The organism is Eisenbergiella tayi, from assembly GCF_001881565.1.
Taxonomy (GTDB): Bacteria; Bacillota; Clostridia; order Lachnospirales; family Lachnospiraceae; genus Eisenbergiella; species Eisenbergiella tayi.
Window position 1 is genome coordinate 830,500 of record NZ_MPDJ01000005.1, and the last position, 14,263, is coordinate 844,762.

The following is a 14,263-nucleotide window of genomic DNA, read 5'->3' on the forward strand; positions in this document are numbered from 1 at the left end:
CCCTTGCTTTCGGCTATATCCTTCCCACTACCGGGCGGATTCCGGACTTGCACCGGTTAGAAACGTGCGCCGCCGGGCGCACTGCAAAAGGCCATCCGGGCGTTTTGCCGTATGGCCTTAATATGGAGCCTCTGCTCATCTTATGCTATTAATCTGCTGAATGGTACATTTAGGAACGTTCTTTGTCATACTCCCACATAAACACTTTTTCCCCCGCACAAACCTCTGTTTCCTCTCCGCCGGGAAGCACCACGGTTCCACGGATTCTCTCAGGCAGCTTCACAAGATATTCCACTTTTCGGTCCTTTTTAACCCATTCCAGCCGTATCACTCCCCAATGCGTCCGGAATTCCATTCCTGCATTTTCCATGTCCTCCGGTATAAAAGGCCGGAGCTTCACTTCCGCCGTCCCGTCTTTCATTGGCCGTATCTGCCGCAGTCCGCAAAGGGACTTGAAAAACCATGCTCCCAGGGAACACAGGGCCGGATGGTTATGGGAATTCATTTCATTTCCCACCAGATACTGCCATCTTTCCCAAATGGTCGTGGCCCCATGGGAAAGCATGAAGCGCAGCGACGGGTAATCTTCTCTGTCAAGGAGCCGGTAAGCCACCTCATCATGTCCTCTGTGCGCCAGGCAGTCCACCAGAATCCCTGACGTCAGAATTCCTGTAGGAAACTGTATGCTTCCCCTGGATTTGGTCAGCTGCCACAAAAGCACATCCTCCACCTTTTCCTGAAGCTTCTCCGGAACAATCCCATATTCCAGCGCCATGGCCTCCGGAGCTGCTGCCATGGTATCACAGGTTCCGTAATATCCGGTTCCCAGAGGGCTGTCCAGGCACCAGCCATAAAATTTCTCATTCATTTTATCAACAAGCTCCTCTCTGCGTTTCTGAAACAGAGAAAGACCTTCCTCATCACCGGCCACTTCTGCAAATAAAATCATGGCGTTATAAAAATCCACAAAATAAGAGTTGGCGATCATAAGGTTATCAGCAAATTCAATGGCGAGCCAGTCATTATAAAAATCATACGGAATCAATCCGTCCACTAGCGTGGAATGCATATAAGACTCATATTTTTTCAATGCTCCGTAATTATCCGTAACCGTACGTCTGTCTCCGGTATACAAATACAGACTGCGCAGTGTCATATGGTAACCGATTTTCCAGATAAAAGTATCTCTCGGCCATCCCGGCGCACCCGCAAGGGGCAGGGAACCGTCGGACAGCTGTGTATCCCGGATATCCTGAAACCACTTCCGGTAAAAATGCTGCAAATCAAAATTCAGGACGCCGAATTCCGAAGAAACACCTGCATCCGCAAGCCATCCCTGCCGTTCATCCCTCTGACAGCAGTCGGTGGGGATGGAATGCATATTGCTGCGCATAGTCCAGACCATGGCCCGGTAAATCCTGTTAAAATCCTCATTGGAGCAGGAAAAGCCTGCAATGCGCGTGTTATCGGTATGTACTGCCCGGCCGGTCACATCCTCTGCCGTAAGCTCTGACAGACCGGAGATCTGTACAAACCGGAAACCGTGATAGGTAAAGCGCGGTTCATAGCATTCCCTTCCGTTTCCTTTACAGATATACACATCCGTCGCTTTGGCATTCCGCAGATTCTCCGTGTTCACGGTACCATCCTCATACAGCGTTTCCCCATACCGGATCCGGATTTCCCTGCCCGATTCTTCCTCTGCCCACAGCCGGATCCAGCCCGCAAAGTTCTGTCCGAAATCCAGGATATAATCCCCGTCTTTTTCACACACAGTTTTTACGGAAATCTCCTCTGTCACGCGGATGGGGGGAATATAGGAGTAACGCAGAGTTCCCGTTCCCGGACTGCATACCGAAGCCCGGCTCCAGCCGGAATCGTCGAATTCTGCCGTACACCATCCCGGCTGTTCCAGCCTGGCATCATAATGCTCTCCGTCAAACACACTGGAAAAGGTAATTGGAGAACGGGAAACCTGCCAGGATGCATCACTTCCCACAACCGTCCTGCTGCCGTCTCCCATTTCCAGATCCAGCTGACATATTCCCATACACTGACCGCGATAGAAAGCCTGACTGTATACATCCTTTGCATGAAGCTTTTCGTCCAGATCCCAATGCCCTCCCAGCATGAGGCCTATCACATTCCGTCCTTTTTTCAGCATGGCGGTAACATCCTTCACGGTATATTCCACCGTTTTTTCATAAACCGTATAGGAAGGGAACAGAACATCCCGTCCCACCCGCCTGCCGTTCACATAAGCTTCACAGTAGCCCAGACCGGTAAACGACAGGAAAGCAGAAGCAATATCCCCATCGATTTCCACTTCTTTCCTCAGTAAGGTTCCTCCGGTAATAAAGGATGCATCCCATCGTCCCCCTTCAAAGATTCCTGTAGAAAAAGCCGCCTCTTCACTGCTTTCCTCCTCCCCATTCCCTTTTTTCACGGTAACCTGCCAGCTATAGCCGCATTTTTCTTCCAGATCGGCCGAAAGCTGATACCGGGAATCCGCCGTATCCAGCCATCCGCTGTCCCAGGAGGGAATCCCCTTCTTCCACAGCCGGATTCTGCAGGCGGTCTGGCCGATTCCCTCCTCCGGGCCATACCAGCTCAGCTCCGGTGTGGGCGTGTCGATTCCAGCCGGGTTTTCAAGCCCTTCACATAACAATTTCCATTTCATGATGATTCCTCCATTTTTCTGTATTCATTGGGTGTGACGCCATAATACTTCTTAAATACATTGCTGAAATAGCTGGTTTCTTCAAAACCGGTTTTATGGGCTATTTCATATAATTTGCAGGAAGTGGCAGTCAGAAGAAGCGCCGCATTCTCCATCCTTACCTTCAGAATATAATCACTGTAGTTAATTTCAAATTTTTTCTTAAAAATACGGCTGATCTGGTATTTTCCGATAAAAAAGTGCTTTGACATGGTTTCCAGAGAAAGATCCTGATTATAATGCAGGTCAATATATTGCTTTATCCGGCAGACCACATCAGAATCCGTACTGGCCTCCTCCGGTTCAAAATCACATTGCATATTGATGATCATACGCAATAAGGCGTTTTTCAGGCTGGCAGCGTCATAATAGTTGAATTCCGAGGTAAAGGAACTCCCCTTCAGCTGCTTAAAGGTGGTAATAAAGTCCTTGTTCAGATGAAGCAGAAAGCTGTAGCAGAACTCCTGTACATACTGAGGCGGTGTCTTCGTTCTCCTGAACAAAGTGAAGAGACGTTCCACAAGAAGCTTCACGTTCTGCACATCCCCGTTCAGATAGGCATCCTGGATCCGTCCGGCAAGTTCCATCTCCAGCTGGGAAGAGGTTTGAGAAAAAACATCCGGCTCATACCGATAGGTTCCCGGTTCATAAAAGCCCTGTTTTAATGCCTCTATCGACTGCCGCATGGCTTCCGGAGCCTGTTCCGGCCTTTCCTGATAAAGACTGAAGCCAATGAAAAGCGCGTCCTCCCTGCAGAAATGTTCCCGCAGCGCATCCCAGACACCGCTGTCTTCCGTCCGGATAAGGCTCATATTCAGATCCTCTGATGAACAGGCGCATATCATTTGGGCGGGAATTTCATCAGGAAGCTTTATTCCTTCCCCGGAACGGGAGCAGAGGAAACCATAGCCTTTTATATCCAGCTTTTCAAAAGATAAAGCAAAATCCCGGGATGCTACTTTTTGCCCGTTCAGATAATCCCCGACCCTTTCCTGTATGGCAGAGACAGCATCCTCCCGGGCCTGGCAGATAAGCATCCTTAGTTTATCCGACAATTCCTCCCAGTCAATGGGCTTGAGCAGATAATCCTTCACGTGAAAAAGAAGGGCCTTTCTTGCATATTCAAACTCATTATATGCGCTGAGGATTATTGTCCTCACCTGTATTCCTGCGGCATTGATCTGCCTCAGTGTTTCCAGGCCGTCCATAACCGGCATCTTCACATCCAGCAGCATAATGTCCGGCTTCTCCCGTTCCAGCAGCACTAATGCTTCTTTGCCGTTATACGCATGAAAAACACCCGATATTCCCACCGTATGGCTTTCCAGCATTTTATCCAGAAACATATGCACGGAATTCTGGTCATCAACTATGAGCAGTTTCATCGATACTCCCCTCCCTGATCAAAGGTATTGTCATGGAAATCCGGCATCCGTTACCGTCTTCACTGCTGATCTCCACCCCATAATCCCCTCCGTAGCAGCTTCGGATCCTCTGATGGATATTCCGTATTCCAATGTCCGCATCATCAATATCCGCCTTGGACAGATTCGCTGTCACCTGGGCCATTTCCTCCGTGGTCATCCCTGCCCCGTTATCAGAAACCGTAAAGCGGATACGGTCTCCCTCCAGAACGGCGCTTATGACGATCATTCCGTCGGAGGGATTATTGGAAAAACCATGTTCGATACAATTCTCCACCACCGGCTGAAGAAGGAGCTTTGGCATATAATAATCCTCTGCCTTTTCATCCACTTCATACCGGACCGAAAGCGCTCCGTCAAATTTACGGATAAAGAGAGACAGATATTCCCTGATATATTTCAGTTCCTCCGTAACCCGTACTTCCTTTTCATAATTGTAAAGGGTATAGCGGAGCAGTCTGCTCAGGGAAACCACAATTCCATTGGATACCTCAATATTTCCATAGACGATCTCAGTCTGCAGCAGCTGCAGGGTATTCATCAGAAAATGGGGATTGATCTGGGAGCGGAGAGAATACAGCCGGAACTTATTCAGCATGATCTGGGATTTATAATCATTCTTAATCAGTTGTTCAAGCCTTATCAGCAGATCATCGAATTTTTCCGCTATCTGATTCAGTTCGGAATATTGATAATCTGTATTTGCCAGCTTCAAATCATCAAAATCCACGTTTCGCACATCATCCGTCAGTTTTTTCACCGGACGGTGGATGGAACGGGATATGCTGACAGAGATCATCACGTTCACAACAAGGCATACAATCAGCGCAATGATAAACAGCCGGGAAACCGGCCAGGTATGGGAACGGATTTCCCTCAGCGGAACATAGGAGAGCAGCTTCCAGCCTACAGAGGTTGTCTGGAAATTTATGAGGTACATTTCCTCCCCGATGTAATCTTTAAAGGAACCCATCTCGCTTTCCTCCAGGATTCTGCGGGTATCCTCCGTCAGGGGAAGGAAGGAGCCGATATCCGAGTTATCGCTCTGGCTCACAATCTGGTTTTCCTTATCCAGCAGGGCAATTTTCCCGCTCTTTTCATAATTGCTGGACATGAGAGTTTTTCCCAGCTCCTTTATATTAATATTGCAGATAACCGCGCCCACCACATTTCGTTTGGAATTGGTGATAGCCAGGGACATGGAAAAAGTATCCACCCCTGACGCATAGGGAGCGACTCTGGGATTATAATAATCCTGGGCATGAAGGCCTATGGTATGCATATAAATATTTCCGCTCACGTCTATGGCCTGTTGGTACCATTCCTGCTCCATATAGGGATAGTCGCTGATCAGATCGGAACGATCCGCTATGTTGCAGACATAGCCGTTTGTTCCGATGATGAAAACATCCTGGACAATGCTGTTAAACATATCCGTGCGCTTCAGAAGGGAGCTTAAGGTACGATCCAGTTTCAGCCTGTCCGCAATCGTCATATCCGGATTACTCAGCGCCGTCGCAATTTCTTTATTATAGGAAACAAAAGATACGATACGGGTGGTAATATCATTTATATTGGTATTCATAGATAAAGCCGCCTGCTCCAGAATCTTTTCCGTATAATGAATGACCTCCCGTTCCACAATCTGAGTGGAATACAGGGTGATGAATCCGCCGAACACCACCATGAGTACGGCATTAAAGACGAGATATAAAACAAGAATCCGGGCGGACAGGGACTTTTTTAACTTTGCAAATGTATTCATTGGTTAGCCTTCCCCTCTGGCACTTCCTGGCTTACAGACATGGAAAATCAAGTTTTCCATACCCGGGCTGTATTGGATATATCAAAGTGTAACAAAACAAATCTGTCCCATCAATGAATTTTGGTAATAGTGCAACAGATTACAATAATTTGGCAACAGATTATATTTCAGGAGTGTTTTGCTCCTGCTATGATTGAAATACAAACAGCGGGGCCAAAATATTTTCGCAGGTTATGAGAAGGAGGAAAATTCCTCTGCTCACCAGAGGGTTCACATTTTGCTCCGCAAAACAAGGAGGAAAATTCCTCTGTTCACCAGAGGGCTCACATTTTGCTCCGCAAAACAAGGAGGAAGAGGTATGAAGAAAAAATTAGTATCGCTGGTTTTGACTGCTGCCATGATGGGCAGCGTACTGGCAGGATGTGGGGGAAGTTCATCCGCAGACAATACCCCGGCAGCAGGAGATGCCGGTACGGCACAGACGGAACCGTCCGCGGCTGTTGAATCGGCAGATGCATCAGAAGCAGCCGGCGCAGATCAGGGGACAGAGGACCTTTCCGGAACCCTTTCCATTTTGTCCTGGTACGATGAGACAAAGGCGGCCCCCGTCATTGAAGCGTTTAATGCCAAGTATCCTAATGTGACCATTGATTTCCAGTATTCGCCCCCGGTTGCTGATTATGTGGAGAAGCTTTCCACACTGCTTTATTCCGGCGCAGGCCCGGATATTTTTTACATGGCTCTGGAAAACAGAGAAGATTTGATTAAGGGAATTTATGTGGAAGATCTTTCCAATGAACCTTACATGACGGACGGCACCATTCCCGATTCCGTAAAAACCACCTATGGTGCGGATGGAAAAGCCTATTCCCTCGCTGTTGACTGCTGGGTAGGCGGTATTTTCTATAATAAAGATCTGTTCGACCAGGCCGGTATCACGGAAGAACCCAAAACCTGGGAAGAGCTTCTGGAAGTATGCCAGACCCTGAAGGATGCCGGCATCCAGCCCATCATGGACAACTGCCAGGATGCGGCTGTCAACTTCACGGCTCCTCTTTACGGTTCCGAAGTGAAATCCAAGAACCCGAATATTGTACAGGATATTTTTGACGGAAAGGCAACCTTCAAGGATACCTGGACCACTCCTATTGCCATGTGGAAAGAAGGCCTCATCGATAACGGTTATCTGACGGCGGACATGGTAGGGGCTACCAGCGATGAAATAGTTACCGCCTTCGCTACCGGCCAGGTGGCTATGATTCTCAGCGGCTCCTGGAACCTGAATACCATTGATACCATCAATCCGGATATGAATTATAAATGTATGGGTGTTCCCGGCACGGAAGAAACCTATTACTGCGGCGCTGTTAACGTAGGGCTTTGTATCAATTCCGCCAGCCAGAATAAAGAACTGGCAAAGGCATTCCTGGAATTTGCCGCTTCTCCCGAAGGACTGGAAGCACAGTACAAAGGCTACGGCGGATTTACCATCGCCAATGGCTACAGCCCTGAATTCCCGGAAGAAATCGCGGAAGCCGTTACCCAGGTAAAGGACGGCAAATATTATATCCCTATGGCCGACTGGCTTTCCTATACGGAATCCCTGAGACTTACCTATATCCAGTCTCTTCAGGACTGCATGGTGGGCACCATCACACCTGAAGAAGCCGCATCCAAACTGGACGCCAAGCTGGCCGAGGTTTCCGCAGAATAAAGTGCTATAAATTGTTCATCGCCGGGTCAAAAGCCCGGCGATAAAATAAGGCGCTCCCTTTTGCGGAAATGTGAGCATGTTTTAACCATGCTCAGGAAGAACAGGAGAACCGAGACGGATATGAAAAAGAAAAAACTGGTCAGACAATTCCAATATGAAATATTTTTTTTACCTGCACTGATAGCCTTCACCACGTTTACCATCATTCCGCTGCTGAAAACAATCATGTACAGCGTGACGGATTTCAATGGTGTCAATCACGAATACCGCTTCGTGGGACTCAAAAATTTTATCGGTGTCTTTCAGGATGAAGTAATGCGGCAGGCTCTGTTCAACACCCTGTTTTATACCTTCTGCACCATGATCCTCATTAACGTGCTTTCCATACCGCTTGCCGTTTTTCTGGACAAAAAAACCAAGCTGAAATCTGCAGAAAGAGCCATTTTTTTCTTTCCATCCATCGTCAGCGCTCTTCTGCTGGGTTATATCTGGGGCTATATCCTGTCTCCTCTGCCTACCGGGGCGGCCAATTCCCTTCTGGGAAGCCTGGGCCTGTCGCCCATTGGCTGGACCTCCACAAGCTGGGGTGCGCGGCTGTGTATTATTGCCGTAGCTGTCTGGACCAGCACCGGCTGGCATGCCACCGTCTATCTTGCCTATCTGCAGGCTATATCCCAGGAATATTACGAAGCGGCAAGTATCGACGGAGCGAGCAAATGGAAACAGTTTACCAAAATCACCATTCCCATGCTGGCGCCGGGCTTTACCGTGAATACCCTGCTGCTTCTCACCAACGGCCTTAAGGTCTATGATCTGCCCTATGCCCTTACAAAAGGCGGGCCGGGCTTTTCCAATTATACGGTAACCCAGGTTATCATACAGCGCGGAATATCGGAAAAACAATACGGCGCATCCACGGCGCTTGCAACCATTTTTATCATTCTCGTTATGATTATTTCCTGCATACAGTTTATGGCCATGCGCAAAAGGGAGGAGGATCTTTCATGAAAAAGAAAAAAGAGGGAAAAAAACTGTTTCTTTCGGATCTTGTATTGATCCCGATATGCCTGATTTTCCTGTATCCCTTTTACTACCTGGTCATTAATACCTTTAAGCCCATGACCGAAATGAGCTTTAATCCCGTAGCCTTTCCCAAAACCTTGTTTCTCGATAACTATAAAGATATTTTTTCCCAGGCTCAGATTTACCGGGCATTTGGCAACACCTTAATCATTACGGTCTGCTCCGTACTCCTTATTGTAGTGATCGGAGAAATGGCGGCTTATCCCATTGTTTTTAATGCCAACAAGCTCAATAATGCTTTTATGGTCTATCTGATGATAGGCTTTCTGGTGCCTTTCCAGGCGATTTTGCTGTCCCTGTTTGAGGTAATGCAGGCCCTGAAACTGATCGACACCATCCATGGCATGATTTTATTTTACTGCAATGGCTCGGCACTGACGGTCTTCCTCGCGGTGGGTTATATGCGAACCATACCCAAAGAGCTGACGGAAGCGGCCATTGTGGACGGCTGCAGCGTAGGCGGGGTATTTTTCCGCATCGTATTCCCCCTGATGAAGCCCATCACCGCCACATCCATCATTTTCAACACCATGTGGATATGGAATGACTTCATTGCCCCCAACATTTTCCTGAATTCCAGAATGAAAGGTACCGTAGTGCTTGAGGTATTCCGGGCGAAAGGCCAATTCAGCGTGGACTGGCCCCGGTTCATGACATTATCCGTGGTTTCCATTTTGCCTATTGTCATCTTTTATTTGTGTATGCAGAAGCATATCATAAAAGGACTTACTGCAGGCGCGGTAAAAGGCTGACGTTCCCAGACCTTCGAAAAGCACCTGACGTAATCCACATAATATGCTTTCCGATGCGGACAGCCGTCTTATAACATAAGATGGCTGTTTTATGCATAAAAAAGCCGGAAAGCGGGAAATTCTCCCCCCCAAAATCATGTTACTTCGGCAAAGGAACGGCAGAAGGAAGAGCTGGAATATAAGCTTTCAAAGGTTTATTCAGTATAAGTATCACTCAGAAGTCTCTGCGTAAAAAACACACTGCCCTTATAAATATCCCCGTCTATTCCTGCTTTTCTGATACAAATAGCCGTAATTTCGTGTGGATTACTATCTTTACTTATACATTCCAAATACTTATCCAAAGATATCATTATTTCTTTTCCGTGCTCCAGACTCACAAGATCATAGGGATAGCTCTGTGTATTCAGAAGGTTTATCTGCTCAAAATTATCCATAAAAATAATAGCACTGCTCTCCGTCTCTCCATCGAGATTTCCTGCTTCTATGAAGTATTCATTTCCGTTAAATTTGTTAATTACTATACCATTTGTCCGCGCTTCTATCATATCAAATTCCTGATATGTAAACTTATTAGGGAAAGCTTCCTTACCACCAACAACAGCCAGACACCTTAACGCAGTACCCCCTGTCTGTAATCGCTCCTCATCTGTCAATTCCATATATGTATCCAGGAAAACAGCAAATACAAGATCGTGTTTCCCCTCTTCTAATGAAGATATTGTAATGGGAATATTTATATCTGATTTATTTTTAATATTCACAGTACATTGCCTCATTAATTTTCCATCAACCTCAAAATCAATCTGCTTATAATTATCAAAAATAACTAAAGTAAAATTAAACTGTTTTCCCATATTATTCGTGAAAGACATAAAAGTACGCAGCTTATTATTTTCCAAATAAACAGTAGTATCATGCATGTACTCAGAGTTTTCTCCCCATAAGCCATAACTATAATACGTTTTGCCCTCAAATCCGTCCATCATTTTTACTTCGCCATTATACGTTTCACTAAATTCCGTATATATTTCCGGAACATTCGTTTCTTTATTGCTGTTTATACTCTGGTTTCCACAGCCCGATAAAGTCAGAAATAAAAACAAGAATAGAAATGGAATATTTTTTGTAACATTATTCATCACACCACCACCTTTTTATAATAATAACAAATTTTGCTTCCCCTGGCTTAGTTTGTCCTTAAATGGCACAATTTGGGGTGTAAATGATTACCGGAAAGCCATAATCTTATTTTTTTGTATGATGGAAAGCAGTACAATTAATATGTTATAATAACTGTGAACCCCTGAACGGGAAGCCACGGGCATCCCTCCCTATAAACAGGAAAGGATTTTTTATGCACTCCAAACTCATATTAGTGGAAGGAATTCCCGGTTCGGGAAAATCCACCTTCGCTCAGAAAATTGCCGACTGCTACAGCACCCGCGGCCAAAAAACGAATTTATACACGGAAGGCGATTATCATCCCGCCGACCTTGCCTGGAATGCCCGTCTTCCCCTGGAAGAACTGGACAATATCCTCGCCCCTTACTCTGCATTCCGTGCCGACATTGATAAAAACACCCATATAGAAGACGGATATGCCATCATATCCTATACCCACGTCACTACCGGCACCCCTGAATTTTATAAAGCCATGGAAGACAGAGAGGTATATGACAGCCGGATCCCCTTTCCCGAATTCCGTGAGCTAATCCACAAAAGATGGCTCGCCTTCGGCACACAGGCAAAAGCAAAGGATGAACTCACCATATTCGAATGCGCTTTCCTTCAGAACCAGGTCACAGAGCTTATGCTCATACAGCTTGCCGATACAGAAACAATGATACAATATTTCAATGAGCTCATCAGCACGGTTCTGCCGCTTTCCCCTGTTCTGTTTTACCTTTCCCAGGCCAACGTAAGGGAAACCATTACGCGCGTCGCCAAACAAAGAGTCTCCGAATACGGCTCCTGGATAGACGCCCTCATCCAATACATGGAAAATACACCTTACGGCAGAAAACACGGCATCAATGGCTTCGATGACGTGATCCGGACCCTGGAAATACGGCAGCAAACCGAATTGGAAATCATCCGTGCCCTTCCCATCCGCACCCACATCCTTGAAAATTCCAGCTATGACTGGGACGCGCTGTGGAAAAAAGCAGAATCCTGCTTACCCTGACAGTCTTAGCGTCACATTTCATACCGGTCCCGCACTTTTTCTGCTATTGGATATCTTCTCTTTGCATGTTATAATGTCGATAGCCTGATAAATGCCGTATCCATCAATTGTAAACCTTTTACCGGATCCAAAGGACCATGTTTTATTTACCCGGCAGCCTTTCACCGCCGCTGCCCCTGTTTATCGCAAAAAGGAGTATCAAACCCGAAAAATGAATGCAAAAGTATTAAACACTCTTGAATATAACAAAATCATAAACCGCCTCACCGAACATGCCACCTCCGATCCCGGGCGCAAACTGTGCCGGGAACTGGTGCCCATGACGGATTTGGAGGAAATACAGACCGCCCAGATGGAGACCAGGGACGCCCTCACCCGCCTGTTTAAAAAAGGAAGCATATCCTTCGGCAGCAACCGTGAGCTGGGCATGAGCCTGAAATCCCTGGAAATCGGCAGCACCCTTTCCGCGCCGGAACTTCTTAGAATCGCCGGCCTTCTGGAAAACGCCGCCCGTGTTAAAAATTACGGAAGACAGGATCGGGAAGACACGCCTGAGGACTCCCTTACCGCCCTTTTCCAGGGCATCGAGCCTCTTACGCTCCTTTCCAATGAAATTTACCGCTGTATCCTTTCCGAGGAAGAAATCGCGGACGACGCAAGCCCCGGGCTGAAGCATGTCCGCCGCAGCATGTCCATAACCACCGACCGCATCCATTCCCAGCTTTCCGGCATGGTGAACGGCTCCCTGCATTCCTATCTGCAGGACGCTCTCATCACTTCCCGGAACGGCCGTTACTGTATTCCGGTTAAAGCAGAGTACCGCAGCCAGGTACCCGGCATGATCCACGATCAGTCCTCCACGGGAAGCACGCTGTTTATCGAGCCTGCCGCTGTCGTAAATCTGAATAACCAGATGCGGGAACTGGAAATCAAGGAACAGGAAGAAATCGAAAAAGTACTTGCCTCCCTCAGCGCACAGGTAGCTGAGCATACCGAGGATATCGCGGAAAACCAGAGAATCCTCACTCTTCTTGACTTTATTTTCGCCAAGGCGTCCCTCGCCCTGGAGCAGAACGCAACGGAACCGATTTTCAACGAGGATCACATCCTAAATATCCGCGGGGCAAGACACCCGCTTCTGGATAAGAAAAAAACCGTTCCCATCGACATCCGGCTGGGAAAGGATTATGACCTGCTGATAATCACCGGCCCCAATACCGGCGGTAAAACAGTATCCTTAAAAACCACCGGCCTTTTCTGCCTTATGGGTCAGGCAGGCCTTCATATTCCCGCCCTGGATCGTTCGGAGCTGTCCATCTTCCGTGAAGTTTATGCAGATATCGGCGATGAACAGAGCATTGAGCAGAGCCTGAGTACCTTCTCTTCTCACATGACCTCCATCGTTTCCATCCTCAAAAATGCGGACGCCGATTCCCTCTGTCTTTTCGACGAGCTCGGCGCGGGCACGGATCCCACGGAAGGCGCAGCCCTGGCTATCGCCATCCTCAACTTCCTGCACGACAGAGGAATCCGTACCATGGCCACCACCCATTACAGCGAGCTGAAGGTATATGCCCTCTCCACCTCCTTTGTGGAAAATGCCTGCTGCGAATTTGATGTGGAATCCCTCCGCCCCACCTACCGCCTGCTCATCGGCATTCCCGGGAAGAGCAACGCCTTTGCCATTTCATCAAGGCTGGGCCTTTCCGATGATATTATCAATTCCGCCCGCACCCAGATCAGTGCGGAGGCTAAAAGCTTTGAAGATTTGCTTACCGATTTGGAGCAGAGTCGTGTTACAATAGAGAAAGAACAGCTGGAGATCGCTTCTTACAAAAGAGAAGTGGAAGCCCTCAAAAAGCAGCTGGAAGCCAAACAGGAAAAAATTGACCAGGCAAAAGAACGCATTCTGCGGGAGGCCAATGAACAGGCCCGTGAAATCCTTCAGGATGCCAAAAATACAGCCGATGAGACTATTCGTGCCTTCCAGAAGGCCGGCCCCGGCGCATCCATGAAGGATCTGGAAAAAGCCAGGGAAAACCTTCGCGGTAAAATTTCCGATAAAAACGAAAAGCTGGCCGTTAAGAACCAGCAGCCCGCACAGTCCGGCGTGAAGCCCTCCCAGCTGAAGCTGGGTGAATCCGTCCGTATTGTTTCCATGGGACTGAAAGGCACCGTAAGCACCATGCCCGACAACAAGGGCAACCTGTTCGTACAATGCGGCATCATCCGTACCCAGACCAACATCCGGGATCTGGTGCTTATCCAGGAAAAAGATGCGTCCGCCACCGCCAAAGCCGGCCGTACCGGCTCCGGAAAGATACGTATGTCCAAATCCCTTTCCATTTCTTCAGAAATCAACCTGCTGGGGAAAACGGTGGATGAAGCCATGTCGGTGCTGGACAAATACCTGGATGACGCCTATCTGGCCCATCTTTCCACCGTGCGCATTGTGCACGGAAAGGGAACCGGCGCCCTTCGTAATGCAGTACAGAACCATCTGCGCAAAGTAAAATATGTAAAATCCTACCGCCTTGGGGAATACGGCGAAGGGGACGCAGGTGTCACCATAGTGGAATTCAAATCCTGAGCCTGATATGGCGGGAGCCCCGCTGCGC

Annotated in this window: 9 protein-coding genes; 5 read left to right on the forward strand and 4 right to left on the reverse strand. The window is 47.8% G+C overall.

Annotated elements, in window-relative coordinates; genetic code table 11:
• Positions 1-169: 169 nt before the first annotated feature.
• Genes BLA28_RS21735 through BLA28_RS21745 form a run of 3 tightly spaced genes read right to left on the reverse strand, consistent with a single transcriptional unit; the run spans position 170 to position 5,908 of the window.
• Positions 170-2,680 carry an alpha-L-rhamnosidase gene (locus BLA28_RS21735; RefSeq protein WP_071699451.1) on the reverse strand — a complete coding sequence of 837 codons (2,511 nt, stop codon included), beginning with the start codon at positions 2,678-2,680 and terminating at the stop codon, positions 170-172.
• A complete protein-coding gene (locus BLA28_RS21740; protein WP_071699452.1) occupies positions 2,677-4,104 on the reverse strand; it encodes a response regulator in 1,428 nt (475 codons plus the stop codon). The genes BLA28_RS21735 and BLA28_RS21740 overlap by 4 nt, the downstream gene beginning before the upstream one ends.
• Positions 4,085-5,908 carry a cache domain-containing sensor histidine kinase gene (locus tag BLA28_RS21745; RefSeq protein ID WP_071699453.1) on the reverse strand — a complete coding sequence of 608 codons (1,824 nt, stop codon included), beginning with the start codon at positions 5,906-5,908 and terminating at the stop codon, positions 4,085-4,087. The genes BLA28_RS21740 and BLA28_RS21745 overlap by 20 nt, the downstream gene beginning before the upstream one ends.
• Positions 5,909-6,266: 358 nt before the next feature.
• On the opposite strand from BLA28_RS21745, the gene BLA28_RS21750 reads away from it, so the two are divergent.
• The 3 genes from BLA28_RS21750 (at position 6,267) to BLA28_RS21760 (ending at position 9,457) form a co-directional block, all read left to right on the forward strand.
• Positions 6,267-7,622: an ABC transporter substrate-binding protein gene (locus BLA28_RS21750; protein ID WP_071699454.1), complete on the forward strand. Its 1,356-nt coding sequence runs from the start codon at positions 6,267-6,269 to the stop codon at positions 7,620-7,622.
• 120 nt (positions 7,623-7,742) lie between these two features.
• Positions 7,743-8,630: a carbohydrate ABC transporter permease gene (locus tag BLA28_RS21755; RefSeq protein ID WP_044965288.1), complete on the forward strand. Its 888-nt coding sequence runs from the start codon at positions 7,743-7,745 to the stop codon at positions 8,628-8,630.
• Positions 8,627-9,457, forward strand: coding sequence for a carbohydrate ABC transporter permease (locus BLA28_RS21760; protein ID WP_069155009.1), 831 nt, complete (start codon positions 8,627-8,629; stop codon positions 9,455-9,457). Before BLA28_RS21755 ends, BLA28_RS21760 begins: the two co-directional genes overlap by 4 nt.
• A gap of 194 nt (positions 9,458-9,651) precedes the next feature.
• Here BLA28_RS21760 and BLA28_RS21765 read toward each other — a convergent pair whose 3' ends face one another.
• Entirely contained in the window at positions 9,652-10,599 is a 948-nt protein-coding gene (locus tag BLA28_RS21765; RefSeq protein WP_071699455.1) for a hypothetical protein, read from the reverse strand.
• Between the two features lie 215 nt (positions 10,600-10,814).
• Here BLA28_RS21765 and BLA28_RS21770 point away from each other — a divergent pair, with 215 nt between their 5' ends.
• Both BLA28_RS21770 and BLA28_RS21775 read left to right on the forward strand, forming a co-directional pair.
• Entirely contained in the window at positions 10,815-11,645 is an 831-nt protein-coding gene (locus BLA28_RS21770; RefSeq protein WP_071699456.1) for a P-loop NTPase family protein, read from the forward strand.
• 211 nt (positions 11,646-11,856) lie between these two features.
• Positions 11,857-14,235 carry an endonuclease MutS2 gene (locus tag BLA28_RS21775; RefSeq protein ID WP_069423674.1) on the forward strand — a complete coding sequence of 793 codons (2,379 nt, stop codon included), beginning with the start codon at positions 11,857-11,859 and terminating at the stop codon, positions 14,233-14,235.
• Positions 14,236-14,263: the final 28 nt, after the last annotated feature.

What these genes read in the sequence shown, in the direction of transcription:
- BLA28_RS21750 (WP_071699454.1), top strand. Translation starts at nt 6,267, where the DNA reads ATGAAGAAAAAATTAGTATCGCTGGTTTTGACTGCTGCCATGATGGGC.
- BLA28_RS21775 (WP_069423674.1), top strand. Translation starts at nt 11,857, where the DNA reads ATGAATGCAAAAGTATTAAACACTCTTGAATATAACAAAATCATAAAC.
- BLA28_RS21770 (WP_071699456.1), top strand. Translation starts at nt 10,815, where the DNA reads ATGCACTCCAAACTCATATTAGTGGAAGGAATTCCCGGTTCGGGAAAA.
- BLA28_RS21740 (WP_071699452.1), bottom strand. Translation starts at nt 4,104, where the DNA reads ATGAAACTGCTCATAGTTGATGACCAGAATTCCGTGCATATGTTTCTG.
- BLA28_RS21760 (WP_069155009.1), top strand. Translation starts at nt 8,627, where the DNA reads ATGAAAAAGAAAAAAGAGGGAAAAAAACTGTTTCTTTCGGATCTTGTA.
- BLA28_RS21745 (WP_071699453.1), bottom strand. Translation starts at nt 5,908, where the DNA reads ATGAATACATTTGCAAAGTTAAAAAAGTCCCTGTCCGCCCGGATTCTT.
- BLA28_RS21755 (WP_044965288.1), top strand. Translation starts at nt 7,743, where the DNA reads ATGAAAAAGAAAAAACTGGTCAGACAATTCCAATATGAAATATTTTTT.
- BLA28_RS21765 (WP_071699455.1), bottom strand. Translation starts at nt 10,599, where the DNA reads ATGAATAATGTTACAAAAAATATTCCATTTCTATTCTTGTTTTTATTT.
- BLA28_RS21735 (WP_071699451.1), bottom strand. Translation starts at nt 2,680, where the DNA reads ATGAAATGGAAATTGTTATGTGAAGGGCTTGAAAACCCGGCTGGAATC.